The organism is Micrococcaceae bacterium Sec5.8, from assembly GCA_039636775.1.
Lineage (GTDB): Bacteria > Actinomycetota > Actinomycetes > Actinomycetales > Micrococcaceae > Arthrobacter.
Genome location: CP143429.1, coordinates 3373772 through 3399432, shown reverse-complemented (window position 1 = coordinate 3399432; position 25661 = coordinate 3373772). Strand labels below are relative to the sequence as shown.

Annotated in this window: 26 protein-coding genes; 15 read left to right on the top strand and 11 right to left on the bottom strand. The window is 66.4% G+C overall.

What is annotated here, in order from left to right:
• Positions 1 to 30 precede the first annotated feature (30 nt).
• From VUN84_15635 to VUN84_15615, 5 genes are all read right to left on the bottom strand, one after another.
• A complete protein-coding gene (locus tag VUN84_15635) occupies positions 31 to 1482 on the bottom strand; it encodes a lipopolysaccharide biosynthesis protein (protein ID XAS63706.1) in 1452 nt (483 codons plus the stop codon).
• Positions 1479 to 2645, bottom strand: a complete 1167-nt coding sequence (locus VUN84_15630; GenBank protein ID XAS63705.1) for a glycosyltransferase family 4 protein — start codon at positions 2643 to 2645, stop codon at positions 1479 to 1481. The genes VUN84_15635 and VUN84_15630 overlap by 4 nt, the downstream gene beginning before the upstream one ends.
• A gap of 82 nt (positions 2646 to 2727) precedes the next feature.
• Positions 2728 to 4599 carry a Na+/H+ antiporter gene (locus VUN84_15625; GenBank protein ID XAS63704.1) on the bottom strand — a complete coding sequence of 624 codons (1872 nt, stop codon included), beginning with the start codon at positions 4597 to 4599 and terminating at the stop codon, positions 2728 to 2730.
• Positions 4600 to 4649: 50 nt separating this feature from the next.
• The gene (locus VUN84_15620; protein ID XAS63703.1) at positions 4650 to 5984 is read right to left on the bottom strand and encodes a S8 family serine peptidase; all 1335 of its coding nucleotides are present in this window, start codon (positions 5982 to 5984) and stop codon (positions 4650 to 4652) included.
• Positions 5985 to 6191: 207 nt separating this feature from the next.
• The gene (locus tag VUN84_15615) at positions 6192 to 6509 is read right to left on the bottom strand and encodes a DUF6221 family protein (protein XAS63702.1); all 318 of its coding nucleotides are present in this window, start codon (positions 6507 to 6509) and stop codon (positions 6192 to 6194) included.
• 210 nt (positions 6510 to 6719) lie between these two features.
• Here VUN84_15615 and VUN84_15610 point away from each other — a divergent pair, with 210 nt between their 5' ends.
• Entirely contained in the window at positions 6720 to 7493 is a 774-nt protein-coding gene (locus VUN84_15610; GenBank protein ID XAS63701.1) for a GAF and ANTAR domain-containing protein, read from the top strand.
• An 18-nt stretch (positions 7494 to 7511) separates the two neighbouring features.
• Here VUN84_15610 and VUN84_15605 read toward each other — a convergent pair whose 3' ends face one another.
• A complete protein-coding gene (locus tag VUN84_15605; GenBank protein ID XAS63700.1) occupies positions 7512 to 8264 on the bottom strand; it encodes a GAF and ANTAR domain-containing protein in 753 nt (250 codons plus the stop codon).
• A gap of 99 nt (positions 8265 to 8363) precedes the next feature.
• Positions 8364 to 8615, bottom strand: coding sequence for a DUF2630 family protein (locus tag VUN84_15600; GenBank protein ID XAS63699.1), 252 nt, complete (start codon positions 8613 to 8615; stop codon positions 8364 to 8366).
• A gap of 227 nt (positions 8616 to 8842) precedes the next feature.
• On the opposite strand from VUN84_15600, the gene VUN84_15595 reads away from it, so the two are divergent.
• The 6 genes from VUN84_15595 (at position 8843) to VUN84_15570 (ending at position 12289) form a co-directional block, all read left to right on the top strand.
• Positions 8843 to 9409, top strand: a complete 567-nt coding sequence (locus tag VUN84_15595) for a type 1 glutamine amidotransferase domain-containing protein (protein ID XAS63698.1) — start codon at positions 8843 to 8845, stop codon at positions 9407 to 9409.
• A 134-nt stretch (positions 9410 to 9543) separates the two neighbouring features.
• Positions 9544 to 9975, top strand: a complete 432-nt coding sequence (locus VUN84_15590) for a VOC family protein (protein ID XAS63697.1) — start codon at positions 9544 to 9546, stop codon at positions 9973 to 9975.
• 70 nt (positions 9976 to 10045) lie between these two features.
• Positions 10046 to 10402 carry a cytoplasmic protein gene (locus VUN84_15585; GenBank protein XAS63696.1) on the top strand — a complete coding sequence of 119 codons (357 nt, stop codon included), beginning with the start codon at positions 10046 to 10048 and terminating at the stop codon, positions 10400 to 10402.
• A gap of 130 nt (positions 10403 to 10532) precedes the next feature.
• Complete coding sequence (locus VUN84_15580; GenBank protein ID XAS63695.1) at positions 10533 to 10742, top strand: hypothetical protein; 210 nt, start codon at positions 10533 to 10535, stop codon at positions 10740 to 10742.
• Between the two features lie 75 nt (positions 10743 to 10817).
• Entirely contained in the window at positions 10818 to 11618 is an 801-nt protein-coding gene (locus VUN84_15575; protein XAS63694.1) for an alpha/beta hydrolase, read from the top strand.
• Positions 11615 to 12289, top strand: coding sequence for an alpha/beta hydrolase (locus tag VUN84_15570; GenBank protein XAS63693.1), 675 nt, complete (start codon positions 11615 to 11617; stop codon positions 12287 to 12289). The genes VUN84_15575 and VUN84_15570 overlap by 4 nt, the downstream gene beginning before the upstream one ends.
• Before the next feature lie 17 nt (positions 12290 to 12306).
• Here VUN84_15570 and VUN84_15565 read toward each other — a convergent pair whose 3' ends face one another.
• On the bottom strand, positions 12307 to 13056 hold the full coding sequence (locus VUN84_15565; GenBank protein ID XAS63692.1) for a GAF and ANTAR domain-containing protein: 750 nt from the start codon (positions 13054 to 13056) through the stop codon (positions 12307 to 12309).
• Positions 13057 to 13316: 260 nt separating this feature from the next.
• On the opposite strand from VUN84_15565, the gene mgtA reads away from it, so the two are divergent.
• The 3 genes from mgtA to VUN84_15550 all read left to right on the top strand — a co-directional run bounded on the left by mgtA (position 13317) and on the right by VUN84_15550 (position 17910).
• A complete protein-coding gene (gene mgtA / locus VUN84_15560; protein ID XAS63691.1) occupies positions 13317 to 16040 on the top strand; it encodes a magnesium-translocating P-type ATPase in 2724 nt (907 codons plus the stop codon).
• A gap of 99 nt (positions 16041 to 16139) precedes the next feature.
• Positions 16140 to 17492, top strand: a complete 1353-nt coding sequence (locus tag VUN84_15555; protein ID XAS63690.1) for a phosphoribosyltransferase — start codon at positions 16140 to 16142, stop codon at positions 17490 to 17492.
• 4 nt (positions 17493 to 17496) lie between these two features.
• Positions 17497 to 17910 (top strand): DUF302 domain-containing protein, encoded by a 414-nt coding sequence (locus VUN84_15550; protein XAS63689.1) that lies wholly within the window; start codon positions 17497 to 17499, stop codon positions 17908 to 17910.
• Positions 17911 to 17914: 4 nt separating this feature from the next.
• On the opposite strand, the gene VUN84_15545 is transcribed toward VUN84_15550, so the two are convergent.
• Both VUN84_15545 and VUN84_15540 read right to left on the bottom strand, forming a co-directional pair.
• Positions 17915 to 18652 (bottom strand): hypothetical protein, encoded by a 738-nt coding sequence (locus VUN84_15545; protein XAS63688.1) that lies wholly within the window; start codon positions 18650 to 18652, stop codon positions 17915 to 17917.
• A 279-nt stretch (positions 18653 to 18931) separates the two neighbouring features.
• Positions 18932 to 19399 carry a universal stress protein gene (locus VUN84_15540; GenBank protein XAS63687.1) on the bottom strand — a complete coding sequence of 156 codons (468 nt, stop codon included), beginning with the start codon at positions 19397 to 19399 and terminating at the stop codon, positions 18932 to 18934.
• Between the two features lie 125 nt (positions 19400 to 19524).
• On the opposite strand from VUN84_15540, the gene VUN84_15535 reads away from it, so the two are divergent.
• Positions 19525 to 20397: an NAD(P)-dependent oxidoreductase gene (locus VUN84_15535; GenBank protein ID XAS63686.1), complete on the top strand. Its 873-nt coding sequence runs from the start codon at positions 19525 to 19527 to the stop codon at positions 20395 to 20397.
• An 11-nt stretch (positions 20398 to 20408) separates the two neighbouring features.
• Complete coding sequence (locus VUN84_15530; protein XAS63685.1) at positions 20409 to 21440, top strand: aldo/keto reductase; 1032 nt, start codon at positions 20409 to 20411, stop codon at positions 21438 to 21440.
• A 72-nt stretch (positions 21441 to 21512) separates the two neighbouring features.
• Here the strand turns inward: VUN84_15530 and VUN84_15525 are convergent, their stop codons facing one another.
• Positions 21513 to 22259 (bottom strand): FCD domain-containing protein, encoded by a 747-nt coding sequence (locus tag VUN84_15525; protein ID XAS63684.1) that lies wholly within the window; start codon positions 22257 to 22259, stop codon positions 21513 to 21515.
• A gap of 141 nt (positions 22260 to 22400) precedes the next feature.
• Between VUN84_15525 and VUN84_15520 the strand changes: the two genes are divergently transcribed.
• The 3 genes from VUN84_15520 (at position 22401) to VUN84_15510 (ending at position 25654) form a co-directional block, all read left to right on the top strand.
• Positions 22401 to 23696, top strand: coding sequence for a sugar ABC transporter substrate-binding protein (locus VUN84_15520; GenBank protein ID XAS63683.1), 1296 nt, complete (start codon positions 22401 to 22403; stop codon positions 23694 to 23696).
• A 111-nt stretch (positions 23697 to 23807) separates the two neighbouring features.
• Complete coding sequence (locus VUN84_15515; GenBank protein XAS63682.1) at positions 23808 to 24776, top strand: sugar ABC transporter permease; 969 nt, start codon at positions 23808 to 23810, stop codon at positions 24774 to 24776.
• Positions 24773 to 25654 (top strand): carbohydrate ABC transporter permease, encoded by an 882-nt coding sequence (locus VUN84_15510; protein ID XAS63681.1) that lies wholly within the window; start codon positions 24773 to 24775, stop codon positions 25652 to 25654. Before VUN84_15515 ends, VUN84_15510 begins: the two co-directional genes overlap by 4 nt.
• The last annotated feature ends 7 nt before the right edge of the window (positions 25655 to 25661 follow it).

Below are 25661 nucleotides of genomic sequence, written 5' to 3'. Positions count from 1 at the left end.
CGGCGGGGGCCGGTCCGGCGGCACGCCTGCTCACCGGCGTCGGATCAGCTGCACCAGCTCGTCATGGAGGGGCCGGAAACCGAAGCGGAGAATCGCGTAGACGACCGCGACGGCGCTGGGCACCACCAGGGCCAGGGTCAGCACTTCGCCCGGGACCGGCGCCGCCAGGACACCCAGCCCAACCACTGCCACGGCCACCCCGCAAACCAGGCCGGGAGCCATCGCTCGGAGCAACTCGCCGGTGCGCAGCTCGATCACCCGGGCGGCCACGAGCTGCATGCCGCAGGCAAACAGCACCGCCACCACGAACTGGGCGCAGGCCACGCCCACGATGCCCCACTGGGTGGCCCACAGCAGGACCGGGAGGAGAATGACGAGACGGACGAGCGAGACCCAGATGGAGAGGCTCGGCCTGCCGATTGCCTTGTAGACGTCGTTGGCGCCCGCGCCCAGGGAGCGGGCCGCGGCATAAAGGGCAAGGAAAACGAGTGGCAGCACAGCGTCCAGCCACTTCTCCCCGAAGACCAGCGGCACCAGCACTGGAGCCACCACCGCCAGCCCCACACCCGTGGTGACCCCGTACAGGGACTGGATCCGAACGCTGGTCAGATAGCCGGAGCGGAGCCGTTCCGGCTCGCTGCGGACCTTGGCGTACAAGGGAAACAGGACAGTTGAGAGCACAAAGAAGACATTGAGGATCAGTGCCTCGGGGAGGCGGAATGCCAGGGTGTAGTAGCCCAGGGCGTGCGCCCCCAGAAGCAAGCCAATGATCAGATAGTCGATGTCGAAGATCAACCGGGCAAGCATGCTGCTGCCGGCGACCGGTGCCCCGTATTTCAGATTGGCTTGGAGGGCATCTTTGCGAACACGCCAGATTTGCCAGGGCGCCGCTCTGCCCACCAGGAACCAGCACGTCGCCGCGTACGCCACCGACCCTGCAGCCGTTCCCACGGCCAGCGACCAGGCCCCGTGGCCCGTGAAGGCCAGGCTGAGGGTGACCGTCCCCATCGTCGCGGCACGAATGACGGGGGCCGCCGTGAGCTTCCGGAATTGCAAATCGCGCCGCAGCAGGGCTTCGGGAACGGCGCCGAGCGATGTCGCCAGCACCGAAATGCCAAGAACCTGCACCAGGGGCTGCACTCCGGGAAGGCTGAAGATCTCCGCCACCAGCGGCGCGAGGAGGAACGCGCCCAGCCCCAAAAGGAAGCCCAGCACCGCGGAAATGAGCAACGCGGACCTCGCAATGACACCGGTACGGGGCAGGTACACCAGCGCCTGGGCCACACCGGCGTCGGCGATCGTCTCCGCGTAGCCCATGAGCACGAGGGCCAAGGCCACCAGGCCGTACTCCTCGGGCGACAACAGCCGCGCCAGCACGATGGTGGTGACCAGGACGATTATTCGACCGCCGGCGAAGGCCAGCCCCTGCCACACGGCGCCGCGGACGCCGGTCCGGGCCAGTTCCCCGGGCGCGTACGTCATGCCGGTGAACTTCCGAGGGGAAGGCCGGCGTTGCCGGAGCGAATTGCGTTGCGCAGCTCGTCCAGGTATTCCTGGGTGCACACCTGCCAGGTCCGGACCTCGCCGGCGGTCCGCTCTGTGTCTTCCGGCCGCGGCCCCGTCAGCCGGTTGATGACGTGGTCGGCAAAGCGCGCGGAGTCCTCTTCGATGGTCAGCAAGGGGTGGGGGTCCTGCTCGCGGGCGGCGACGGGGGTGGCGACAACGGGGAGCCCGGAAGCCAGAGCTTCACGGACGGAGTTCCGGATGCCCACCCCGTGTTCGTCAGGAAACGCTGCCACATCAGCGGACTGGAAGACCTCCAGCACCGACGGCACGTTCGCCAGGACCTCCACCCGGGGGCCCGCCAGGGAGAGAACCTCAGGTTCCGGCCGGCGGCCGGCGAGGACGAACCTCGCGTCCGGGACCTTCTCCCACACCAGGGGAGCGATGGTGCCGACGAGGACTTTGGCGCTGTCGATGTTGGGTCCGTAGTTCAAGCTGCCGACAAAGCAGACCACGGGCCCGGATCCCTTGACGGCAGGACGGAGGGCCTGCTCGGCTCCGTTCGGGATGCTCCGCACGGGCCGCGCCAGACGGCGGGACCATGCGACGGCGTCCTGGGCTCCCACCGTGAGGAGGCGCGCCCGGCCGGGGAGACGGCGCTCGGCCTGCAGCGCCTGGCGCTCCCGCGCTTTGTACGCAAGCCGGAGCCGCCCGGCGATGGCGGTGTCCATCCCTGCCCGGATCGACCAGGGATCCACCGTCTGCAGGACCAGCGGTCCCTGCACCTGGCGGGCGAGGACGAGCGCGTGCGGACCGTGGATCAAGGTGGCGTCGCACTGCGCGGACAGCGCCGCCGCCGCCGCGAGGGCCTCCGCCGTGGAACGCTCATACTTTCCCACGCCGTTCAGGCCCCCGACCGACAGCGCCAGGGCCGACCGGCGGCTCCGGGGGGTCAGGACGTGCACCTCCGCGCAGCGGCGTCGCACCTCGTCCGGAAGTTCGACCGGACCCGCAAACGTCAGCAGAGTCACGTCCACCTCAGCCGGCAAATTCCGCAGGATCTCATAGGGGATCATCGAGCTGCCGTCACCGAAGACGGGGTCCCGGTTGGGCACACTTTCTGTAATGTACAGAAGCTTCATTGCACGAGTGTACTGGACCGCGCGGGCGCGGGGCCGGGCTTTCGGCGGCCTGTTTCGGTCCGCGGGCCTGAGCCCCCTGGAGTCAGCCCAGCAGGTCGTCCACGTAGCACCAGCGCCAGTTCTCGCCCGGTTCGATGCTCCGCATAACGGGATGGCCCGTGGCGGCGAAATGCTTGGAGGCATGGGTGCCGGCCGACGAATCACAGCACCCCACGGTGCCGCAGGCCAAACACATCCGGAGGTGGACCGGCGTCGTGCCTTCCCGGACACAGTCCGCGCACAACGCATCTGCAGCCACCACGGGATCCGGCGCGGTTTCCAGGTGCGGGCACACCCCACCCGGCTGCGCGAGCCCCTCGCCGCCGCCGCTGGACAGGTCCAGGTCCTCCACCGCCGCGTCCAGCATCGATTCCTCCACGTCCAGCCGTTCCAGGACCGAGCTGAGAACCTCATGCGGGTACCCGCCTCCGCGGCGCAATTCCAGCACCTTGGTCCGTTCAGCGTCCAGCATCGCAAGACGCAGCTGGGCGTAGCGTTGACTCGGTGTTGCCGCCTCGGCCGAGGGCCTGCCCAGGCGCTCCCACGCCGCCAACCCGCGCTCCTGGGCCCGGCGTTTAAGCATCGCCATGACCTCGGGCGGATCGGCCTCGGTCCGGAGTTCATGCAGCCGTTCCACCCCGGCCGCCGTGGCCAGCTGCATCAGGGACGCCTGATTGAGGGCGTCCTCCCGCTGGTCGGGGCCCTGGACGCGCAGCAGCCGGACCAGTGAGGGCAAGGTAAAGCCCTGCAGCGCCAGAGTTCCGCCCACCACCACCATCGCCGCCAGCACCAACACGGAACGGTGCTCCAGATCCGCCGGCAGCACCAGCACCGCCGCGAGGGTAACGACGCCGCGCATGCCCGCCCAGGACACAATCGCGGCATATTGCCACGGCGGGGCGGGCTCCTTCTTGCGGACGGCCGGAATGAGCCGGGGCAGGTACGTTGCAGGAAAAACCCAGACCGGCCGGAGCAGGAGCACGGCCAGCAGGATAACGGCGCAGCCGGCCCAGATCCGGGGCGCACCCAGTGAATCGCCCTGAACGCCCTGGATGATGGTGCTGACCTGGAGCCCGATCAGCAGAAAGACAGCGTTCTCCAGCAGGAACTGCACCGTGTGCCAGTTGCTGCGCTGGCTCAACCGCGCAGCCCCGTTCGGCATGGAAGGAGCCTTGGTGCCCATCACCAGACCGGTGACGACGACGGCGAGTACCCCGGAGGCATGGATCGCCTCCGCCGGGAGATACGCGATAAAGGGTGCCATCAACGAGATGGACGTGTTGATCGCGACGTTCCGGATCCGTTTGCGCAGTTGTGTCAGCGCGGCGGCCGCGGCCAGGCCCACCGCGAGCCCGCCCCCGGCGGCGAGGAGAAACCCGCCGGCCAGCCCGGCAACCGAAACGGTTCCGGCGATGGCGGCGATGGCCGCCCGGAGGCAGACCAGGGCGGTTGCATCGTTGACCAGGGATTCGCCTTCGAGGATGGTGACGACCCGGCGGGGCATGCCCACTTTCCGTGCGATGGCGGTCGCCGCGACGGCGTCCGGCGGCGCCACCACGGCGCCCAGAGCGATCGCTGCGGCGAGCGGTATCTCGGGGAACAGCCACCAGACGACCAGACCAACGGCGATCGTGCCAAAGATCACGTAGCCGACCGATAGCAGCCCGATGTCGCGCCGGTTCGAGCCGAAATCGAACAGCGACGTCCGCAGCGCCGCGGCATAGAGCAGGGGCGGCAGCAATCCCACCAGGACGAGTTCGGGGTTCAACTCAATGTCAGGGACGAACGGCAGGTACGACCCGATGACGCCTGCCAGGACCAGCACCAGGGGCACGGAGACGTTGATCTTCCGGCCCAACGCGCTGCCCGCGCAGATTACTGAGGTGAGTGCAAGCAATCCCAGAGCGACTTCCATGGGGCTATTGTGTCAGGCGTGGCGAAAAGTCCGACCGGCGGCCTGCCGGGTCAGTACGCCGCGATCTGCGCCAGATACCCGTAGTACTTCCCGTCGATCGGGCGGAACGGATCGCCGTCGAAACCGAAGCTCCGGTGCTGGCCGTTGTAGGCGGCGGTGAGGTCGAGAAATTGGGACATCAGTGCTTTGCCCGAGCCCTCGCACTCACCGTCACTGATGCACAACGCCAGTGAGCCGGCGACGGCGGGGCTCGCAAAACTGGTTCCGTGACCCACTGCATAACCCGCCGGCTCCGGGGACGTGGAGGCCACGCAGAACCCGGGGCCCGCGATCGTGTGGGCCTCGTCCTTGGACCGGCTGGCGAAGTTGGAGAAGAAGGCCGGCTGGTCGTCCAGTTGGCCGACAGTGGACCAGTCCTCCGCCCCGCAGACCGGGGACGCGAGGCCGCCCCGCTTGCCATCGAAGTCTGCCATCGCCGTGGCCGTAAGCACCTCGTCGTAGGTGGCGGGAACGATGTTGGCGATGTCCTCCCCGGAATTTCCGGCGGCTACGACGTAGGCGACGCCGGCCTTGACCGAACGGCAGATGGCGTAATGCATCGGATCCGTGCCTTTACCGCAGTCAGGGGTGTCTGCGCCGCGTCCGCCGATGCTGATGTTGGCTACCTCAATGTCATTGTCCGGGTCCGCGTCTTTGCGGGTCGACGTTACCCAGTCGATGGCGCAAATGAGCATCTCTTCCGTGATCATCTCGTTGTCGTTTACGACGCGCACGGACCACAGCGGCGTTCCCGGTGCTGCGCCGATCACGCCCTGGTGGTTGTCTTTCGCACCGATTACGCCGGCCACGAAGGTTCCGTGTCCGACTTTGTCCGTCGGGGTCACTTTAGCCGGCGATCCGGTGGAGCAGTCGATGCCGCCGCGCACGTTAAGGTCCGGGTGGGTTGCGTCAATGCCGCTGTCGATCACTGCCACGTTGACGTCCACAGCGTTGTCCGCTCCATGGTGTGTCCGGTCACCAGGGGTGCCGCCCATTCTCTGCCACCAGTCCGGTGCCGCCTGGGTGCTGGGTAACGGGTCCGTGGGCTGCTGGAATTCCCGGGCTGCGGTGACGAAGTCAACGCCCGGGTCGGCCGCGAGGCGGGCCGCCGCGGAGGGGGCCATGGTGGCTGCGTAACCGTTCACTGCACTGCGGTAGACCGTGGAAACGCTCAGACCGTAACTGTCCTGCTGGGCCGCAGCCGCGGCTCCGGCGTCCGCCACACTGTCCTTCAGCACCACAATGTAGCTTTGTTCCTGCTCGGACGCGGAGGAGGGAACTGCTGCGGAGAGGACCCCGGCCACAGCGAGGGCCAGCGCTGCAAGGCCGCCTGCCAAGGACCGCATCCGCAACCTCCGCAACGGCGCCGCGGACGGTGAAGCCGAGTTGCCGGGATTCTGCGGCGGGCACGCTACTGCGATCGCCCGTCGTCGGTACGATCCTGGATGTCGGACGTGGCTGGACATAGTGGCCTCCCTCAAGCGTCTACGCTAACGAGTGCCCCCGGTCATAGCTTAGGCCCGTGAGTGCGCATTGCACACGGACTTATGCCCCTAGGCCCTCAGCCAGTCCTGTTCGAAGTCCGGGTGGTCGAAATAGGGCAGGGCCAAGGTGTGGAGCGAGTGCTCCATCCATTCAAGGGATTGCGGGATCCAGCCGGCGTCCTGGCCGGCATCGCTGACCAGGGTGGCGAGGGCCGCCTGGCGGGCGGATTCCACGATGCTGATCAGGCGCCGCTTTGCCTCGCACTCCAGCAGCAGCCGCTGTTCGTACCAGGCTCCGGATTTCGAGACAGTCCGGTCGCCGAGGAGGGCCCGGGCCGCGGCCTCGTCCTCGCTGATCCGCTCGGACAGGAATTCGACAATGTCCACACCGTGAGCCTACGCGCCGCCCGCACCAGCCAACCGGAGAGGGCATCACTGGCGGTCAGTGCGCCGCCAGATGTGCCGCGTCTTCGGGACCGGCATGGCGGTACGGCCCTTGGTGCCTATGCGGTGTCCTTGCCGCTAAATTTTTGCCTCGGGCCCGGTGCCCGGTGCCGGCCTCGGGGGTATATTTCGAAGGAGAAGGATCCTGAATCGATGAGTCACGAGGGGCGCGCCATGACGGTGCCACATTCGGAGGAAACCGGTGAGCGGGCGCCGGGGCTGCAGGACATTGACCCGATCGGCGCCGAGGCACTCGCCACCCGGCTTGGTGATATCGCGCGCGAGCTCCAGCAGGAGGACGACCTCGACTCCACGTTGGCCGGAATCGTGCACGCCGCGCTGGAGCTTGTGCCGCATGCTGCCGAGGCCTCGGTCAGCCTGATCGCGGGACGCCGGATGATTGACTCGCGTGCCGCTTCCAGCGATTTGCCGCGCCGGGTGGACGCCCTGCAAAGCGAAACCAGTCAGGGGCCGTGCCTGGATGCAGCCTATGATAAGCGGATTGTCAGCGCTCCCGACCTCAGCACGGATGCGCGCTGGCCGGAGTTCTCGCGGCAAGCGTTCATGCTCGGAGCGCGGAGCATGCTGTCCTTCCCGCTCTTCGTGGACAGTGACCACCTCGGAGCCCTGAACCTTTTCGGGAACGACGTGGACGTCTTCGACGCCGATTCGGAGCGGATCGGGGCCTCGCTGGCCGCGCACGCCGCCGTCGCCGTGGCTGACAGCCAACAGATAGGCCAACTGACCCTTGCCCTGGATAGCCGGGACCTGATCGGACAGGGGAAAGGAATCCTGATGGAGCGCTACAAGATCACGGCACAGCAGGCCTTCCTGCTCCTCTCAAGGGCCAGTTCGGAGCTGAACATCAAGCTCCGCGACGTCGCGGAACGACTGACTGTCAGCGGGGAAATGACCAAGAGGCACTGACTCCCCGACGCCAAAGCGTCAGGCCGGGTGATTTTCCGCGATGCTGGCGCCCGGGTGCTGGTCCGTGATCAGCGTCGAGCACACCCGCGATATCGGTTCACCGCTGGTCCGGGCGCGGTGCAGTAACTCCCGGAAGGCTTCCTCGGCTGACAGACCGCAGCGTTCCATGAGGATCCCGCACGCGCGGTTGGTGTTGTCCCGGCCCTCCAGTGCCGCTTTGAGCGGGTCGCTCAGGCGCCGGGGCGTTTCCGGTCCCTGGATGTGGGCCAGCAACGTGGCGGCGGGAACGGCAAAACTCTCCAGCAGATGCCCGGTGTTGGCCGTATAAGCAGCCGGCAGGGCGGCATAGAGGGTCAGGGTACCGATGGTGCCGCCTGCAGCGGACAGCGGTGTGCTCACAGCAGAGCGGACCGGAAGGGAGACCGCCGTCTGGCTCCAGAGCGGCCACCGGGCGTCAGCGGCGGCGTCGTGCACCATGACGGTTTTATGCGTTGTCCACGCATCCAGGCTTGGCCCCTGGCCCAGACGGTGTTGGGCGGCGTCCGCCTGCTCCCCGAAACGTCCCGTGGCCGCCGTAGTGCGTCCCTGCCCCAGCGCGTCGAACACGGATACGCCTGCCCCGGTGGATCCGGGGATGACGTCCTTGACCGCCCTGACGAGAAGTTCGAGGGCGCGGCCCACCTTGTCCTCGGTGAGCAGGAGCCCTTTGATCCGCGCAAGAACAGCCGTCAGTTCATCGATCGGAAGGGGATTGAATGGCTGGTTGAGCACTTTTAGCCTCATGCCGTGCGGGGGCAATCGCCCTGCGGATGCCCCCTGCTGAGCCGGGACGCCTCAACCGGCGGTCCGCCACCAGCATAGGCCCTGATGCTATGACTCGTAGTCTTCCACTTGCTCGACAGGGCGCGGCTGCGCGTCGTCCGGGTTTTCCCCGTACTGCCGCTTGGCTCTGCGCTGCCGCAGGAGGTCCCAGCACTGGTCCAGATCCTCCTCAATGCGCTTCAACCTGGCGTGCTCCGGGCCGTGTTCATAGTCCGGGGAGGCAGAGGGTGCCTTTTCGCGGAGAACTTGCTCTTCCTCTACCAGCGCCGAAATCCGTTCCAATAGGTGTTGTTCGTCCATGTCGGCCTTCTTCTTGGGTTGCAGTCTTCCCGCCAGAGTAGCGACGCAACGATCCGCTGGCCAGAGGACCTGTCGTTGGCGGCAGGACCAGACGCCGGCGGTATAATCAGCTTGCTTATTAGTTTGTTGCTTTCTAGAGTGGACTCCGGTAGGACTTCAATCTCTCCGGTGAAGGATCCGGCCGGCGCGACCGCCGCCTGATCCGTCCGGATACTCAAGGAGGAACCATGTCAGAGCACAATATTGCCGGTAAAAAAGTCGCCTTCCTGCTCACGGACGGCGTGGAACAGGTAGAGCTCACCAGCCCCTGGGACGCAGTGAAAAAAGCCGGCGGAGAGCCCACCCTGGTGGCCCCCAAAAGCGGGAAGCTGCAAGGCTATGACGGCACGGAGAAAGGCCAGGAGTTCGACGTCGACCTGACCGCCGCCGAAGCCAACGCTGCTGACTTCCACGCTCTGGTGATCCCCGGCGGTGTTGTCAACGCCGACCACCTCAGGGCCGACAAGGATGCCCAGGCATTCGCCCGCGCCTTCTTCGAACAGCACAAGCCGGTCGCTTCCATTTGCCACGGCCCCTGGCTGCTGATCGACGCCGGTGTGATTAATGGCCGGAACGTCACCTCCTACCACACGCTCCAGACCGATCTGAAAAACGCCGGTGCCACTTGGAGCGACGAGGAAGTCGTCGTGGACCAGGGCCTCGTGACCAGCAGAACCCCTGCTGACCTCACGGCCTTCAATGACAAACTGCTTGAAGAAATCGAAGAGGGCGAACACGCCGGACAAACGGCCTGACTGCCGCAGCCCGGCAGTGCGTCCCGCGGCACCTACCCCGCTCGGAGGATTTGGGGCAGGATACCCCCGTAACGTGCATAGCCCCGCCGTACCACGGCATTCCGGCTGGCACCCACCTGCAAGGAGTCCAGGCGATGACCACACTCAACCCCTACCTGAGTTTCCGCGACACCGCCAAAGAAGCCATGAGCTTCTACCAGTCGGTGTTCGGCGGCGAGCTGAACATGAGCACTTTCGGCGACTACCACGCCAGTGAAGACGCCACCGAGCAGGACAAGATTATGCACGCCATGCTGACCACCAGTCATGGGATGGTGCTGATGGGCGCGGATACGCCGAACGGCATGGCCTACACACCCGGCAGCAGCATCTCGGTCTCCCTCAGCGGCACCGACGAAGCCGAGCTCCGCGGCTATTTCGACAAGCTGGCCGACGGCGGAAAGGTGACGGTACCCATGGAGAAGTCTCCCTGGGGAGATGTCTTCGGGATGTGCTCCGACAAGTTCGGCACCGACTGGCTTGTCAACGTCGGCTCCGAACCGGGTCAGGAGGGCGGCGCGGGCTGAGCTGCCGCCCGTTCCCGGTCCCCGGCCCACGCCTCTGGCCGGCGGCCGGGGACGGGAGTATGCTCCCACCATGGACCAGGATCCGGTGGTGTCGAATCCCGGCTTGTACCGGGTGGTTTTCGAGAACGAGCGCGTGCGCGTGCTTGAATACCGTGACCGGCCCGGGGACAAGACCGTCGAGCACGCCCACCCGGACAGCGTCATGATCACTCTGACGTCTTTCCGCCGCCGCCTGTCCGGCCATGGGGACGCTGTCGACGTCGACATCCCGGCCGGGGCGGCCCGCTGGCTTAACGCCCAGGAGCATTCCGGTGAGAATATTGGTGACTCGGAAACGCACACCATGTTCGTCGAACTCAAGGAGCCTGGAGCTGGAGCCGGAGCTGGAGCTGGCGACCGGGCGGTGCTGGGTCCGTCAACCAGCTGAGCGGAGTTCCGGCTGCCAGCCCCCACCGGCGGCCCGCCGTATTCCCCTCCTTCGCCGGCCCGGATATCCTTGGAGCGGCCCGGATGCAGCACCCGCTCGGGCACTCGAGTCCGCCCCAGAGAGGCACGTCATGACTGAAAAGCTTCACCTCACGCCGGAGGACGAGTTCCCTGAAGATCTCAACGAGGTGGACGACAAGGAATTGCAGGTCCTGGACAGCCAGGTCCAGCGGCAGCTGGATTACGAATATGTGGCAGACGGCGAACCGAACCCCGAGACCGAGTTCCGACACTACGAACTCGATGAGGAATTCAGCGAGCGGGATGAACGGCACGACTGACAGATCAACTGTCAGTATGCTTATTAGGCGCTGACAGTCGCGCAGCCCCTATAAGCCGAACAGAAATGAGCCACCATGAGCAGGCCCGAGCGACTTGAGATCGAGGTCGCAGGGCATCTGGGCCATGTGTTCGTCTCCAAAGGACCTGCCGCGGGAGATGCACCACGCCCGGCCATCGTGCTGGTCCACGGGATTGGCGTCTCGCATCGTTACCTCAGCAGGCTCCACAGGGTGCTGGCGGACTCGGCGGATACCTACTCCATCGACTTGCCCGGCTTCGGCTCCACCCCGCGGCCGGACCACACCCTCTCCGTGCCGGACCAAGCCACCTACATCCTCGGGGCCCTGGAACAGCTCGGCGTCTTGAGATTCGCGCTCGTCGGACACTCCATGGGGAGCCAGTTCGCAATCGACGCCGCCCTGCAGCAACCCGAGCGTATTACCCAATTGGTCCTCATGGGGCCCGTCGTCGATGCCAAGCGCCGGACCGTTGCGCAGCAGGCCCTGGCCCTCGGGCGGGACAGCCTGTTCTTCGAAAGCCCGTCCTCGAACCGCCTGGTTCTGACCGACTACTTCCGCTGCGGCCCCACCTGGTATATAAAAACCCTGCGGGTCATGATGGGCTACCCCACCGAAGAGCGGATCACGGGTGTCACAGCACCGGTCCTCGTAATCCGGGGAGCCAACGATCCCGTGGCCTCCGTGGACTGGTGCAGGCGGCTAGCCGGACGCGCGGCCACGGGCCAGCTCATCGAAGTCAAGGGCACCGGTCACGTGGTGCAGCACAACCGTTCGCAGGAAGTGGCAGAAGCCATCCTGGACTTCGCCGGCATCAGCCAGGCAGCGGAGGATGCCCCCCGGGTGGGCCGCGCGTGACAAGCGTGCTGCAAACCGGGCGCTGGTGGCTTCAGGACTACATCTACGCTGCTGGGCGCCAGCTTCTGAGCGCCGTGTCCCGGACCAGGCCCGATGATTTCCTCAGCGGAACCGGGCGGCCGGTGGTGGTGATTCCGGGAGTCTACGAGGACTGGCGCTTCATGCTGCCGTTGGTCAAGCGGCTCCACCAGGCAGGGCACCCCGTGCATGTGCTGGGCCTGTTGCATCGGAACCGGCTTGCCGTTCCGAAGGCCGCGGACCTGATTGCCGCCTACATCCGGGACCGCGAACTTTCCAACGCGGTGATCGTGGCGCACAGTAAGGGCGGCCTGATCGGCAAGTTCGTGATGATGCAGATGGACCCGGAGCACCGGATCACCCGCATGGTGGCGGTGTGCTCGCCGTTCTCCGGCTCCCGCTACGCCTCTTTCATGCTGCTGCCAAGCCTCCGGGCATTCTCCCCCCGGAATGCCGTGACCATGCAACTCTCGCGGGAGGAACGCGTCAATGAGCGCATCACCTCGGTCTATGGAGTTTTTGACCCGCACATCCCCGAGGGCAGCGTGCTCCCCGGCGCCCGGAATATCCAGCTGGACACTGCCGGGCATTTCCGGATCCTGGCCCATGAGGACACGATCCGGACCATTTTGGACATCGCTGCCGCGCCGTAGCGGCGATGGTCCCGGACCTAGGCGTCGAAGTGTGTCCTCGCCGGCCCCTTGCCGAGCGATTCGACCACCCCTGCCGCTACCAAATGCACCTTGATGTTCCGCGCGCTGGAAGCGGCCTTGAGGAGTTGGAAGGCCTCGGCCTGGCTGCAGCGGTTTTGGGCCATAATGATGCCGACCGCCACGTCAATAACGGTTCGTGTCTCCAGCGTCGCTTTGAGGTTCGCCGCCGTGTCACTTAGGTGCGCAAAACGCACCGCCAGACGTAAGGCCAGGGAGGCCTGGCTCACGAAATCCCGGGCCAGGTCCATCGCCCTGCCATCGAACCGGCCGGCCCGGTGTGAGTACAGGTTGAGGGCCGCCCGCGTGTCATCGTCCAGCAGGAACGGCAGCGCCAGTATCGAACGGACGCCGTGGCCGCGGACCGTGTCGGCATACAGCGGCCAGCGGCCGCAATCCCTCAGATCGCGGATGTGGACGGTCTCCTGTTCCCGGGACGCTGTTACGCACGGGCCGTCGCCATAGGTGTACTGGATTTCGTCCATGGCCTGGGCAGCTGCGCTGCTGCTGGCCACCGTCGCGCCCTTCCGGTGCCGGAAGAGCGTGATGCCGCAGAGGATTTCATCGCCGGGCTCGGAGAGGCTGCGGGCGGAAACCCGTGCCAATTCGCGGAGGAAATCCTCGACGTCGGAGCTGTTGAGCACCAGTTCGTGCAGGTGCTGGTTTGTGGAAGCTGTGTCTATGGAAGGTGCGGTTGATTCACTAACCACTGTCTCACGTGCCGTTTCGCTCAGGTTAAGACGATCCGGATGGGCGGCCTTCCACAGACCGGAACGGCAGTGGCGGACGGCTTGCAGCCGGGTCGAAGAACAATCCAACGGCTTGCTGCAAAACCGTACCGGAAAATTATATACAGCAGGCTCCCGCGTCCCTCACCCACCCCACCCTGGACGGCGCGGGCGGGAAACCGTCCGGCGATCCGGCTGTGGACGTACCCTTGGACATAACCCGATGCTTGAACGGACACTCCATGCCACAGCTCGAGACCAGGGAACCGGCTTCCCAGCCCCTCGCGATCACCGACGCCGCGCACCGGCCGGCGGAGGAAGTGCTCGAACGGCTCGGAGTGGGCACGGATGGCCTCAACAGCGCTGAGGCTGCCCGGCGCCTCGCCGAGCTGGGGCCCAACGCGGTTCGCACCCACCAGGCCAGCGGATGGTCCGTTCTTGGCCGGCAACTGCGCAGCCCCATCCTGATTCTGCTCCTCATCACGGCCGGACTTTCGCTGTTTCTCGGCGACGCGACGAATTCGATCGTGATCGGCGTGATCCTGCTGGTCAGCGTCGGTCTCGGGTTCAGCAACGAATTCCGTGCCGAACGCGCCGCGGAAGCGCTGCACTCCCGCGTCACCCACCGCGCCGTCGTGGTGCGCGACGGAACACCCGAGGAAGTGGACGTCACCTCCCTGGTTCCCGGCGACGTCGTGCACCTGGCGATCGGCGCGATCATCCCGGCTGACATGCGGCTGCTGAACGCGAAGGACCTGCTCTGTGATGAGAGCATTCTGACCGGGGAATCCATGCCGGTCAGCAAGGATCCCGCCCGGGTGCCGGGCGCGGCGGCGCTGGGGGATCTGGCGTCCTGTCTGTTCATGGGCACCGTCATCCAGACCGGAAGCTGCACCGGCGTGGTGGTTTCCACCGGCGGACGGGCCGAATTTGGCCGGATCGCGCTGGGCCTGGGTGAGCGCCAGCCCCAGACCGAATTCCAGCTTGGCCTGCAACGCTTCTCGTACCTGCTGCTGCAGGTGGCGGTGGGCCTCACGTCCCTGATCTTCATCGCCAATCTGCTGCTGCAGCGGCCCATCATCGAGTCCCTGCTGTTCTCCCTCGCGATCGCCGTCGGGATCACGCCGCAGCTGCTGCCCGCCATCGTCAGCACGAGCCTGGCCACGGGAACCCGGCAGCTGGCCAAGCGCAAGGTCCTGGTCAAACGCCTGGTCTGCATTGAGGACCTCGGTGACATGGACATCCTGGTGACCGACAAGACCGGAACGTTGACGGAGGGCCGGATCAGTTTCACTGCGGCCCTGCCTGCCGGCCCCGGCGCCTCCGCCGGGGAGCTGCTGACCCTGGGGCTCCTCGCCACAGAAGCTGACTACGCCCAATCGCAGGGGTCGCCGGTGGGCCTGAACCCGCTCGACGCAGCGTTGTGGGCGTCCACCGGCGCGGCCGCTTTCGTGCCCGCCCGGTATGAGCGCCTCGACGTCATCGACTTCGACCACCTGCGGCGGCGGACCAGCGTGCTGGTCTGCGAAGCGGGAGCGGCGGCCCGGATCATCACGAAAGGGGCGCCTGAGGATGTCCTGGCCCTTTGCCTTGGCACACCGCCCGGCGTGCAGGCCATGCTGGATGAACAGTTCGACGCCGGATCCCGGGTGGTTGCCGTCGCCGCCCGGGCAGCCGATGGCCTGGCCGCGATCAGTCCCGCCGACGAAAAGGATCTGGTCCTGGCCGGTTTTCTCATCTTCCTGGACCGGCCCAAGGCCAATGCCCGGGCGTCCCTGGACCGGCTGGGGGAGCTGGGCATCAGGGTCAAGATCGCGACCGGTGATAACGCCAAGGTGGCGGAAAAAGTCTGCGACGAACTCGGGGTGCTTTCCGGCGGAACACTCACCGGCGCCGCGGTCGAGGCCATGTCGGATCCGGAACTGGCTGCCGCGGCCCGCGAGGCCAGCATCTTCGCCCGCGTTTCGCCGGAACAGAAAGCAAGGATCATTCGGCTGCTGCGGCTGAGCGGAGGGTCGGTCGGATTTATGGGCGACGGCGTCAACGACGCGCTGGCGCTGCATGCGGCGGACATCGGCATCTCCGTCGACAGCGCCACCGACGTCGCCAAGGATGCTGCCGACGTCGTGCTGCTGGACAAGGACCTTGGCGTCCTGGCGGAAGGGGTGATGGAGGGCCGGCGGATCTTCGCGAACACCATCAAATACGTGCTGATGGGAACCTCCAGCAACTTCGGCAACATGTTCAGCGCTGCCACTGCCTCCGTGGTGTTGAGCTTCCTGCCGATGCTGCCCGGGCAGATCCTGCTCAACAACTTGTTGTACGACGCCGGCCAGCTCGCCATCCCGGGGGACCGGGTGGACAAGGAACAGCTCCTGGCACCCTCGCACTGGGATATCAGCTTCATCCGGCGTTTCATGTTCCTGTTCGGTCCGATCAGCTCGCTGTTCGACTTCGCCACGTTCGCCCTGATGTTGTTCGTTTTCGACGCCGTGCCGGGTGAATTCCGGGCCGGCTGGTTCATCGAGTCCATCGTGACGCAGACGCTCATCATCTTCGTGATCCGGACCCGGCGGGTGCCCTTCTTCCGCAGCAAGCCCTCGCCCGGCCTGGTGGGCGCCTCCCTCGGTGTTGTGGCCTTGGGCGTCTACCTTCCGCTTTCGCCGCTGGCCGGTGTGCTGGGCTTTGATCCCCTGCCTGTCCCGTTCTTCCTCGCCCTGCTGGGGATGGCTGCGGTGTACCTGGTGCTCGTTGAACTGGCGAAACTCTGGTTTTACGCCCGCGCCGCGCAGCAGCCCGTTTCGCCCCGGATCGCAGGGGTACGGCGCCGCGGCAGGTCGCACAGCATCGCGCGCCGGGCTGCACGTTTCAGCACGGCGAGGCCCAGCCCTCTCCTCCTCAACCGGGGCCCGGGGCGGCGCGGCCGAATCCGGGCACAAAGGCCCTCACATCCCCGGGGCTCCTGACAGATAGTGGGAGGGAGCGGCCACCTGGTCTATTTCCCAGCCTGCGGAGCGCATGGCTGGATGTGGCGCGGCCGACGCCCCGAATGGAAAGCCATTGTCATGAGCATCTTCGAAGACAGGGTCGACGCCGGCCGGCAACTCGGCCGGCGGCTCGCGGCCCTGCGGGGCCAGGACATCGTGGTCCTGGGACTGCCCCGCGGCGGTGTCCCGGTCGCCTTCGAAGTCGCTGCGGCCCTCGATGCGCCGCTGGACGTGATCGTAGTTCGGAAGCTGGGCCTTCCCTACCAGCCCGAGCTCGCCATGGGAGCGGTCGGTGAGGGCGGTGCCCGGGTGCTTGAAGAACAGGTGCTGGCCCACGCGGTAATCAGCGAGGCGGAGCTGCAGGCCGTCGAAGACCGCGAACGGGCGGTACTGGAGTCCAGAGTGGCCCGGTTCCGGAAGGGCCGCTCGCGGCAGGACCTGACCGGGCGTATCGCCGTCATCATCGATGACGGGATCGCCACCGGATCCACGGCCAGGGTGGCCTGCCGGGTCGCCAGGAAACTCGGCGCGGCGCGGGTGATCCTCGCTGTCCCGGTCGCCCCCGCCGACACCCTCAAGCGCCTGAGCGGTCCGGATGAGATTGTCTGCCTCGCCACCCCGGACCCGTTCACCGCCGTCGGGTATCACTACCGAGACTTCGCTCCGACGGAAGATGACGAGGTAGTCCGGCTTCTCGACACTGCGGCCAAGCGGCTGCAGAGTTCGCCGGTGGCATCCCGGAGGTCCGCCGCGGCCGGTACCCGGGACGCCGCGGAGTTCGACGAGGAGGTGGAGATTCCGACGCGCGGGGTTCGTCTTCGGGGCCAGTTGCACCTTGTGGCCCCGGCCCGGGCTGTGGTGCTGTTTGCGCATGGCAGCGGCAGCAGCCGGCACAGCCCGAGAAACCGGTACGTGGCAGGCGTGCTGCAGCAGGCCGGGCTCGGTACGCTGCTGCTGGATCTGCTGACGCCGGTGGAGGAGCGCAACCGCGCGAATGTCTTTGACATCGAGCTGCTGGCCCGCAGGCTGTCCTCGGCCACTGGCTGGCTCGCTGCCCGGCCGGACACGGCACGCTGCGCAGTGGGCTACTTCGGAGCCAGCACGGGAGCCGGTGCCGCGCTTTGGGCCGCCTCCGAACCAACCGCCAGGGTTGACGCCGTCGTCTCCCGCGGCGGCCGCCCCGATCTGGCCGGTCCCCGGCTCTCCTCCGTCAGGGCTCCCACACTTCTCATTGTGGGAAGTTACGACCACGACGTGCTGGAACTCAACCGCAAGGCGAAGTCGGTGCTGCGCTGCCCCAATCAGCTGGCCGTCGTCCAGGGCGCCACGCACCTGTTCGAAGAACCCGGGACGCTGGCCGCAGCTGCCATTCTCGCCCGGGACTGGTTCGTCGACTACCTTCTGCACGCCAAAACCAGCAACAAGGAGTAACTCCATGGGCTACACCTATACGGCGGCCGTGCCGCTGAGTTGGAAAGACACTCTGGACAGAGCCCGGGCCGCACTTGCCGCCCAGGGATTCGGGATCCTCTCGGAAATCGACGTGCGCGCCACCTTCGCCGCCAAACTCGGCGAAGACGCTGCGGAAGCCTTGGGCGACTACGTCATTCTCGGGGCCTGCAACCCGATGCTGGCCAGCCGGGCATTGGCGGCCGAACCGGAAATGGGGGCACTCCTGCCCTGCAACGTGGTGGTCCGGCGCGGCACCGGGGCCAGCGAAACGACGGTCCACGCCATCGATCCGCAAACCATGGTGCAGCTCAGCGACACCGCGGTGGTCCGGGAGGTGGCGGAGGACGCCGGCACCCGGTTGCGCGCGGTCATTGCCGACCTTTCGGGGGTCCGCTGACCAGTCAGACCCCGGGCACTCTCCGGTGTCCGCCGGTGCGGTGGCGGTACGCGTAAATCAGCAATGCTGCCCCGGCGAGCACCAGGAGCGCCGGGACGAAGAATTCGCTCGCAGTGATCAAGGCCGAAGCCTGCAAAGCAAAAAGCAGCCCCATCATGGCCAGGACCGATGCCGGGATCAGCGGCCACTTCATTCTGGCTGATTCCGTCGCCGCGGACTGGTAGGACAGGAGGTTCTGCTGTTCCAGGCCGGGACGGGGACCCTGCCGGACGGGAACGAGGGAGAGCGCCGCGAACGTGGCGGCCAGGCCCAGGAAGAGGACTGCGGCGACCGGCATGCCTTCCCAGTTCCGCGGGAGGGCCACCACCACCGAAAGAGTCAACATCACGCCGCAGGGGATCAGTGCCCACCAGTTGGAGCGCTCGCGGACGTAGACCGCGCCGAAGCCCGCACCCATGAAGAGAAACAGAAAAGCGCCGGCCCAGTCGGCCGCCGCGCCATCCCAGAGCAGGGTAATCAGGGTGACCGCCGCCAGACCCAGGAAGACGGAGCCGGGGATCGCAGCCCACCAGTTGTCCCGGCCGCGGAAGAAGACAATGAGGAAGGCAGTCCCGGCTGCAGCGAATATCAGCGGCCAAACGAGGGCGGCACTGTCGAGGACACCGAGCAGGTCCAGTAACAGCAGGACACCGGCCGCCATCAATGCGATACCAGCGGAGATGGTCGTTCTTGCCGATTTCACCGGCGCCTCCCGGAATCTTGCGGGCGACGGGGGCCGCCCCTGGACTTTGAGATTAGGGCGGCGGGGCTTCCGGGGGTAGGGCACAAGGTCATGGGCCCAGTCGCGGGTCCGGCCGGCGGCCGCGGCCCTCGGACCGGAATTCCCGCATCGGGACCCAGCGGGACGACGTCACCGACGTCGAGGTGCTGGTAGGGAGGGCCCGGTCCTGGCTGTGGATTCCGAGCGGTCCGCGGAGCCGAGGGAAGGCAGGGGGACCGGTTTACGGCATCCGGCGGCGGATCATTTCCCTGCCGGCGGTGTGTCTGCTGCCTTCTCGCCGACCACCAGCACCGGGCAATGCGCATGAGCCACGCAGGCTCCACTGACAGATCCCATCACCTGGGCGAGGAAACCGCCGCGGCCGCGGCGGCCCACCACCAGCAGCTGGGCGTTCCGGCTCTCCTCCACGAGGACTTTGGCCGGGGCCCCGAACTTCACGGTCCGGGTCAGACCCTCCGGAACGGAGTCGCCGAAGGCACGTTCCAAGGACTCGCTCACCAGCCGTTTCGCCGTTTCTTCGAGCTGGGTTGTGGTGGGGGAGCTGTCCTCGGGCAGATGGGAAGCGAGGAAAAGATCCGAGGTGCCCAGGCAGGTGACCAGCTCCAGGGGTGCGTCGAGGCCCCGGGCCAGGCGCCCGGCGAGCCGGAGTGCCGTCGTCGAGAAATCCGAACCGTCCAAGCCCACGACTATCCGCTGATCAGCTTTCATGGGCCCAGCCTGCCCGCTGGATGCTGGCGCGGCTAGGGCCAAAAGTCACCCGGGGGTGTGCACGGCCGCCGGGCCCCTTTAGGGTGGAACAAGTGCCACACCGCACCACTACGCGAGGAGTACCAATGAGAGTTGCTGTAACCGGAGGAAGTGGAAAGCTCGGCCGAAGCGTCGTCCGACGGCTGGACGAAGACGGCCACGAGGTCACCAATCTGGACCGGACCGGAATCCGCGGCCACGGTTTCACGGAAGTAGACCTGCGCAACTACGGCCAGGTGCTGGATGTCTTCCTGGGACTGGAAGACCGGCATGCCGGGTTCGACGCTGTGGTCCACCTGGCTGCGATTCCGGCCCCCGGCCATGCACCGGACGCTGCGACCTTCGAGAACAACATGCTGGCCACATACAACGTGTTCCAGGCCGCCCGCCGGGCGGGAATTCAGAAGATTGTCTATGCCTCCAGCGAGACGGTGCTGGGACTGCCGTTCGACGTCGACCCTCCCTACATCCCGGTGGATGAGGAATACCCTGCCCGGCCGGAAAGCACCTATTCCCTGGTCAAGCACCTGGAAGAACAAATGGCCGTCCAGCTGACCCGGTGGGATCCGGAGCTCAGCATCACGGGGCTGCGCTTCTCCAACGTGATGGATCCGGAGGACTACGAGGAGTTCCCCGGCTTCGACGCCGACGCGAAGCTGCGCAAGTGGAACCTCTGGGGCTACATTGACGGCCGCGACGGTGCCCAGGCTGTAGCCCGTGCCCTCGAACACGGCGCGCCGGGGTTCGAGGCGTTCATCATCGCCAACGCGGATACGGTGATGAGCCGCTCCAGCGCTGGCCTCGCCGCTGAGGTGTTCCCCAACGTCAAGGTGGTCAAGGAGCTCGGCGAGCATGAAACGCTGCTCTCGATCGACAAGGCCAAACGCCTGCTGGGCTACGCGCCGGAGCACAGCTGGCGGAATTACCACCCGTTGCGCACCACCTCCACCGAAGACTGAACAGGAGTTCCATGAGATACCGCACCCTGGGCGCCAGCGGCGCCGTCGTTGCCAACTACGCACTGGGCACCATGACGTTCGGCGCCGAGGCCACCGAGGAACAGTCCCACGCGATCCTGGACGCGTACGTGACGGCGGGAGGCAACTTCATTGATACCGCAGACGTCTACTCCGCGGGGGTCTCGGAGGAGATCATCGGCCGCTGGCTCGCCGCGCGCCCGGAGGCACGGGACCGCGTGGTGCTCGCCACCAAGGGCCGCTTCCCGATGGGCCCGGGACCAAACGACGTGGGCACGTCCCGACGGCACCTGAACCGCGCGCTTGATGACTCGCTGCGCCGTCTCGGCGTGGAGCAGATCGACCTCTACCAGCTGCACGCCTGGGATCCCGTCACACCCCTGGAGGAGTCCCTGCGGTTTCTCCACGACGCCGTGAGCAGCGGGAAAATCGCGTACTACGGCTTCTCCAACTTCCTGGGCTGGCAGCTGACGAAGGCCGTCCACGTGGCCCGCTCCCACGGCTGGAGCGCCCCGGCGACGCTGCAGCCGCAGTACAGTTTGCTGGTCCGTGAGATCGAGTCCGAGATCGTCCCGGCCTCGCTCGATGCCGGGATCGGTCTGCTGCCGTGGTCGCCCCTGGGCGGGGGTTGGCTCTCGGGGAAATACAAGCGGGACCAGCCGCCGACCGGAGCCACCCGCCTGGGGGAGAATCCCGAGCGCGGCATGGAGGCGTGGAAGGCCAGGAACGCGGATCCGCGCACGTGGGAGATCGTGGAAGCGGTGCACGAAATCGCCACACGGCACCAGGCCAGCGCCGCCCAGGTGGCCCTGGCCTGGCTGGCGGAGCAGCCGGCCGTGACCTCGGTGATCCTCGGTGTCCGCAGCACGGAGCAACTCGCCGACAACCTCGCGGCCGGGGAGCTCGCCCTGACGGAGGGGGAGCAGAGGCGGCTCACTGAGGTGAGCCTCCCGCGCGTCGGCGTCTACCCCTACGGTCCGATGGCCCGGGAGCAGCGGAGCCGTAAGATCACCGGCGGCCGCTAAGCCGTACCGCGGGGTCGCTTCGCGCCTATCCGGCCGCCTCTGACGGGCTCGGGGTGACCCCGTGCAGTGTTTTCAGGTGCTGGCTCCGGCAGCGGGTTGCTGGTGGCTGGACCAGATGTGTCCCATCTCCTCGCTGGACTGCTCCACGATCCTGGTCATCGCCGCGTGCGCCGCGTTCGCTTCACCGCGTTGGATGGCGCTGGCCACCTCGACGTGCAGCTGCAGAGCCTCATGGTGGGGCAGGTGCGGCATCAGGCCGTGCTCGGTGCGGCCGGTCAGGACCTCGGTGACCAGGTTGTGCAGCTGTGAGAACATCGCATTCCCGGAGGCTTTCAGTACGGCGGCGTGGAAATCGATGTCGAGCCGGAGAAATTCCTCCTGGTCCCCGCGCTGGCCCGCCGCCCAAAGCCGGGCGGCCTGGGAGACCAGATCGCTGCCGGCATCCCAGGACGCGCGGCCCGCGGCCAGGCGGGCGGCCTGAGGCTCGATCGCGCCGCGGAGTTCATTGAGTGCCTGCAATTGCTCTAGCCGTCTGGAGGAGGCAAGGCGCCAGCGGATGACTTGCGGGTCGTAGGCATTCCAGGAGTCCTCCGGCTGTACCACCGTGCCCAGCCTGCGCCGGGACTCCAGCATCCCCTTGGAGGACAGGACCCTGGTGGCCTCCCGGACCACCGAGCGGGACACGCTGTACTGCGCCTCCAACTCGTCGAGGCGCAGGATCGAATGCGGCGCCAGAGTCCCTTCGGCGATGGCGAGACCCAACCTCTGGACCAGCGCTGCATGCAGGTCACCGGTGGACTCCGCCTGTGGGGTTTTCATAAATAAATCATACGGGTGGGCAGCAAGGGGTTGTTTAAGTATGCTTTATTTCTCTAAGATCGCTTCCAGAGCAGATGTAAAGATGCATTTGCAGCCGGCTGGACAGTGACGCCCAGCCCTGACTGAACCAAGGGAGTCGTAATGAAGCGACGTTCGATCCTGCAGTACGCGGCTGTCGCCGCGGCCCTGTCGTTGGGCCTGACCGCCTGTGGCGGAGGCGGTGGCAGCAGCGACGCTAAAGCCGCCGGCACCGTCCGGGTCACCCTCGCGAACCACGTCTGGACCGAAGGCATCAAGGCCGCCATTCCGGAATTCGAGAAGTCCAGCGGCCTCAAGGTCGAACTGACGCAGCTTGGCGAAGACCAGCTCTCGGACCAGTACAACGTCAAGCTCAACGCCGGCAGCGACGAGATCGACGTCATGATGTACCGCCCGCTGCAGGAAGGCAAGGCGTTCGCAAAGAACGGGTACCTCGCAGATCTGACGTCCAAGGTCTCCGCCGACTCCGGCTGGGATTGGAAGGACTACCAGGAGGGCCCGGTCAAGGCCAGCACGGTGGACGGCAAGGTCGTTGGCGTTCCGATCATCACCGAACGCGAGGTGCTCTACTACCGCAAGGACCTGCTGAAGGCTGCGGGCCTTGAGGTTCCCAAGACCATGGACGAGCTCGAAGCCGCCGCCAAGGCCATCAAGGAGTCCTCACCGGACACCGCCGGCTTCGTGGCGCGCACGGGAAAGTCCGCTGCGGTCACCCAGTTCTCCAGCTTCCTGTACAGCTTCGGTGGTGACTGGACCGATGACAGCGGCAAATCCGCCGTCAATTCCGACGCCGCCAAGGAAGCCTACGCCTACTACGGCGGCCTGATCAGGAACTACGGCCCGGCCAACGTCAGCACCGACATGAGCTGGCCCGAGGCGATGGCAATCTTCACCCAGGGCAAGGCCGCCTTCTACACCGAGGCCGATTCGCTCTACAAGAACGCCACCGACCCGGCCAAGTCCAAGGTCGCCGACACGGTCGGGTTCGCCGCATTGCCCGCCGGCCCGGCCGGTTCCAAGCCGTACAACATCCCCTCCTGGGGACTTGCTGTCAACCAGGCTTCTAGCAACCAGGACAACGCCTGGAAGTTCATCCAGTGGGCCACCGGCAAGGAACGCACCCTGGCGGCGCAGAAGGCCGGCGTTCCCGGACCCCGCGCTTCGGTCTGGGCCGACCCCGCCGGAACTTCCACGTACCCGAAGGACCTGGCCGAGGCCATCGCTGCCAGCGCCGAGAACGGCGTGGGCCACGACCGTCCCGAGGTTGTCACGGTGGGCAAGGCCCGTGAGATCGTGGGCGGTCCGATCGTCGACACCATCACCGGCGCCGACTCCTCCGCCGCGGCCGACACGGCCAACAAAGCCTTCCAGCAGTTCCTGGACAGCGAAAAGAAGTAGCCCGCCCCGGCGCAGTCCGCGCCGCCCGCACCACCGCCCGGCAGGGCGGCGGCCCTACCGCCGCCCCGCCGGGCCAGCTCGTCACTTCACCCCCGACTCCTTAGGTGAACCATGTCTGTATTGACCCCTCCCCGCAGCGCGCAGCCCGGGGCCCCGTCCGGCCGGAACGCCGGCGCCGGGTCCGGAGCCCGTGAGAACTTCTCCGCCTGGGCGAACCGGCACCGCAAGTGGCTGTTCGCCGCCCCCGCGATGATTTTTGTCGGTGTCCTCATCATCTTCCCGCTCGCTTGGACCCTCTATCTGAGCCTGACCGATTCGCAGGGCTCCGTGAGGGCCGCGTCCGATTTCGTCGGCCTGCAGAACTACCTCACGGTCCTCGCCGATGCTGAGCGGTTCTGGCCCGCCGTCGGACGTACGCTGACTTTCACCGGTGTCGCCCTGGTGTGCGAGGTGGTGCTGGGCATGTGCATCGCACTGCTGCTGTGGCGCCCGTTCCGCGGTGAAAAATGGGTCCGTGTGGCCATCCTCCTGCCGCTTGTCGCCACCCCCGTGGCGGTTGGCATGATGTGGCGGCTGATCTTCGACCCGAACATCGGTTTTGCCAACCAGCTCCTCGGCATGATCGGCATTCCGCCGCAGCCGTGGCTCTCCGGCCAGGATACCGCCCTGGGCACCACCATCTTCATGGACGTGTGGCAGTGGACACCCATGGTGGTGCTTATCTTGCTGGCCGGCCTGACCTCCTTGTCCGAGGAGCCCGATGAGGCCGCCAGGATGGATGGCGCCAACTCCTTCCAGCGCTTCTTCTACATCACGCTGCCGCTAATGATGCCGACCGTCATTGTGGCCATCCTGCTTCGGGGCATCGACGCCCTGAAGACCTTCGACATCCTCTACGCCACCAAGGGCAAGGGCGGCGGTTCCTTCCACGAGGTGGAGACCCTCAACGTGTACGCCTACGGCCTGAGCTTTGATTACAACCAGTACGGGCTGTCCTCCGCGGTGTTGATCCTGTTCTTTATGATCATCGTCGGCTCCATGTGGCTGCTGACCATGCGCAAGAAAGCGGTAAGCAAATGACCGTCCAGACCGACCCCCAGACCGTCACGGCCGCCCGGCCCGCACCGGCCGGCCGCCGGAAGCCGCTGGCCAACCGGGCGTACAAGGTCTTCCGCGTCGTAGCCCTGATCGCCGTGGTGCTGTTCCTGATCGCCCCGCTGATCTGGATGCTGCTGGCCTCCTTCAAGACGAACGTGGACATCTATGACACGGGCAAGGCGCTGCTCTTCACCCCCACTGCCGAGAACTACGCGAACGTGTTGCAGCGCAACAACTACTTCATCTTCATCTTCAACAGCTTCTGGGTAGCCTTTGTCTCCACGGTGCTGTCCCTGGTCCTGGGCGTCCCTGCGGCCTACGCGATGAGCCGCTTCACGATGCACCGCTCGGCCCTGGTGGTCCTGATGGCGCGCGTCATCCCCGGCGTCTCCCTGCTGGTGCCCTGGTACTACGTGTTCTCCAACCTGCGGATGGTCGGCGGCTTCGAGGTGCTGATCCTCAGCCACATGTTCGTTGCGCTTCCGCTGATCGTCTACATCATGATGAGCTACTTCGATTCGATGCCTCTGGAACTCGAGGAGTCCGCCCAGGTGGACGGGCTCACCCCGATCGGTGCGTTCCGCCGCATCACCCTGCCGCTCTCCATCGGCGGCATCGCCACCGCCGCCATCTTGTCCTTCATTTTCTCGTGGAACAACTTCATGTTCGCCCTGGTGCTCTCCGGCTCCAAGACCAAGACCCTGCCGGTCGCGATCTTTGACTTCGTCTCCTACGCCAGCATCGACTGGGGCGGACTGATGGCGGCCGCCACGGTGGTTACCATCCCGATCATGATCATTGCGCTCTTCACGCAGAAGTACATCGTCTCCGGCATGACCGCCGGCGCGACCAAGGGCTAGGCTAGCG

What these genes read in the sequence shown, in the direction of transcription:
- VUN84_15635 (XAS63706.1), bottom strand. Translation starts at nt 1,482, where the DNA reads ATGACGTACGCGCCCGGGGAACTGGCCCGGACCGGCGTCCGCGGCGCC.
- VUN84_15630 (XAS63705.1), bottom strand. Translation starts at nt 2,645, where the DNA reads ATGAAGCTTCTGTACATTACAGAAAGTGTGCCCAACCGGGACCCCGTC.
- VUN84_15625 (XAS63704.1), bottom strand. Translation starts at nt 4,599, where the DNA reads ATGGAAGTCGCTCTGGGATTGCTTGCACTCACCTCAGTAATCTGCGCG.
- VUN84_15620 (XAS63703.1), bottom strand. Translation starts at nt 5,984, where the DNA reads ATGCGGTCCTTGGCAGGCGGCCTTGCAGCGCTGGCCCTCGCTGTGGCC.
- VUN84_15610 (XAS63701.1), top strand. Translation starts at nt 6,720, where the DNA reads ATGAGTCACGAGGGGCGCGCCATGACGGTGCCACATTCGGAGGAAACC.
- VUN84_15600 (XAS63699.1), bottom strand. Translation starts at nt 8,615, where the DNA reads ATGGACGAACAACACCTATTGGAACGGATTTCGGCGCTGGTAGAGGAA.
- VUN84_15595 (XAS63698.1), top strand. Translation starts at nt 8,843, where the DNA reads ATGTCAGAGCACAATATTGCCGGTAAAAAAGTCGCCTTCCTGCTCACG.
- VUN84_15590 (XAS63697.1), top strand. Translation starts at nt 9,544, where the DNA reads ATGACCACACTCAACCCCTACCTGAGTTTCCGCGACACCGCCAAAGAA.
- VUN84_15585 (XAS63696.1), top strand. Translation starts at nt 10,046, where the DNA reads ATGGACCAGGATCCGGTGGTGTCGAATCCCGGCTTGTACCGGGTGGTT.
- VUN84_15580 (XAS63695.1), top strand. Translation starts at nt 10,533, where the DNA reads ATGACTGAAAAGCTTCACCTCACGCCGGAGGACGAGTTCCCTGAAGAT.
- VUN84_15575 (XAS63694.1), top strand. Translation starts at nt 10,818, where the DNA reads ATGAGCAGGCCCGAGCGACTTGAGATCGAGGTCGCAGGGCATCTGGGC.
- mgtA (XAS63691.1), top strand. Translation starts at nt 13,317, where the DNA reads ATGCCACAGCTCGAGACCAGGGAACCGGCTTCCCAGCCCCTCGCGATC.
- VUN84_15555 (XAS63690.1), top strand. Translation starts at nt 16,140, where the DNA reads ATGAGCATCTTCGAAGACAGGGTCGACGCCGGCCGGCAACTCGGCCGG.
- VUN84_15550 (XAS63689.1), top strand. Translation starts at nt 17,497, where the DNA reads ATGGGCTACACCTATACGGCGGCCGTGCCGCTGAGTTGGAAAGACACT.
- VUN84_15540 (XAS63687.1), bottom strand. Translation starts at nt 19,399, where the DNA reads ATGAAAGCTGATCAGCGGATAGTCGTGGGCTTGGACGGTTCGGATTTC.
- VUN84_15535 (XAS63686.1), top strand. Translation starts at nt 19,525, where the DNA reads ATGAGAGTTGCTGTAACCGGAGGAAGTGGAAAGCTCGGCCGAAGCGTC.
- VUN84_15530 (XAS63685.1), top strand. Translation starts at nt 20,409, where the DNA reads ATGAGATACCGCACCCTGGGCGCCAGCGGCGCCGTCGTTGCCAACTAC.
- VUN84_15525 (XAS63684.1), bottom strand. Translation starts at nt 22,259, where the DNA reads ATGAAAACCCCACAGGCGGAGTCCACCGGTGACCTGCATGCAGCGCTG.
- VUN84_15520 (XAS63683.1), top strand. Translation starts at nt 22,401, where the DNA reads ATGAAGCGACGTTCGATCCTGCAGTACGCGGCTGTCGCCGCGGCCCTG.
- VUN84_15515 (XAS63682.1), top strand. Translation starts at nt 23,808, where the DNA reads ATGTCTGTATTGACCCCTCCCCGCAGCGCGCAGCCCGGGGCCCCGTCC.
- VUN84_15510 (XAS63681.1), top strand. Translation starts at nt 24,773, where the DNA reads ATGACCGTCCAGACCGACCCCCAGACCGTCACGGCCGCCCGGCCCGCA.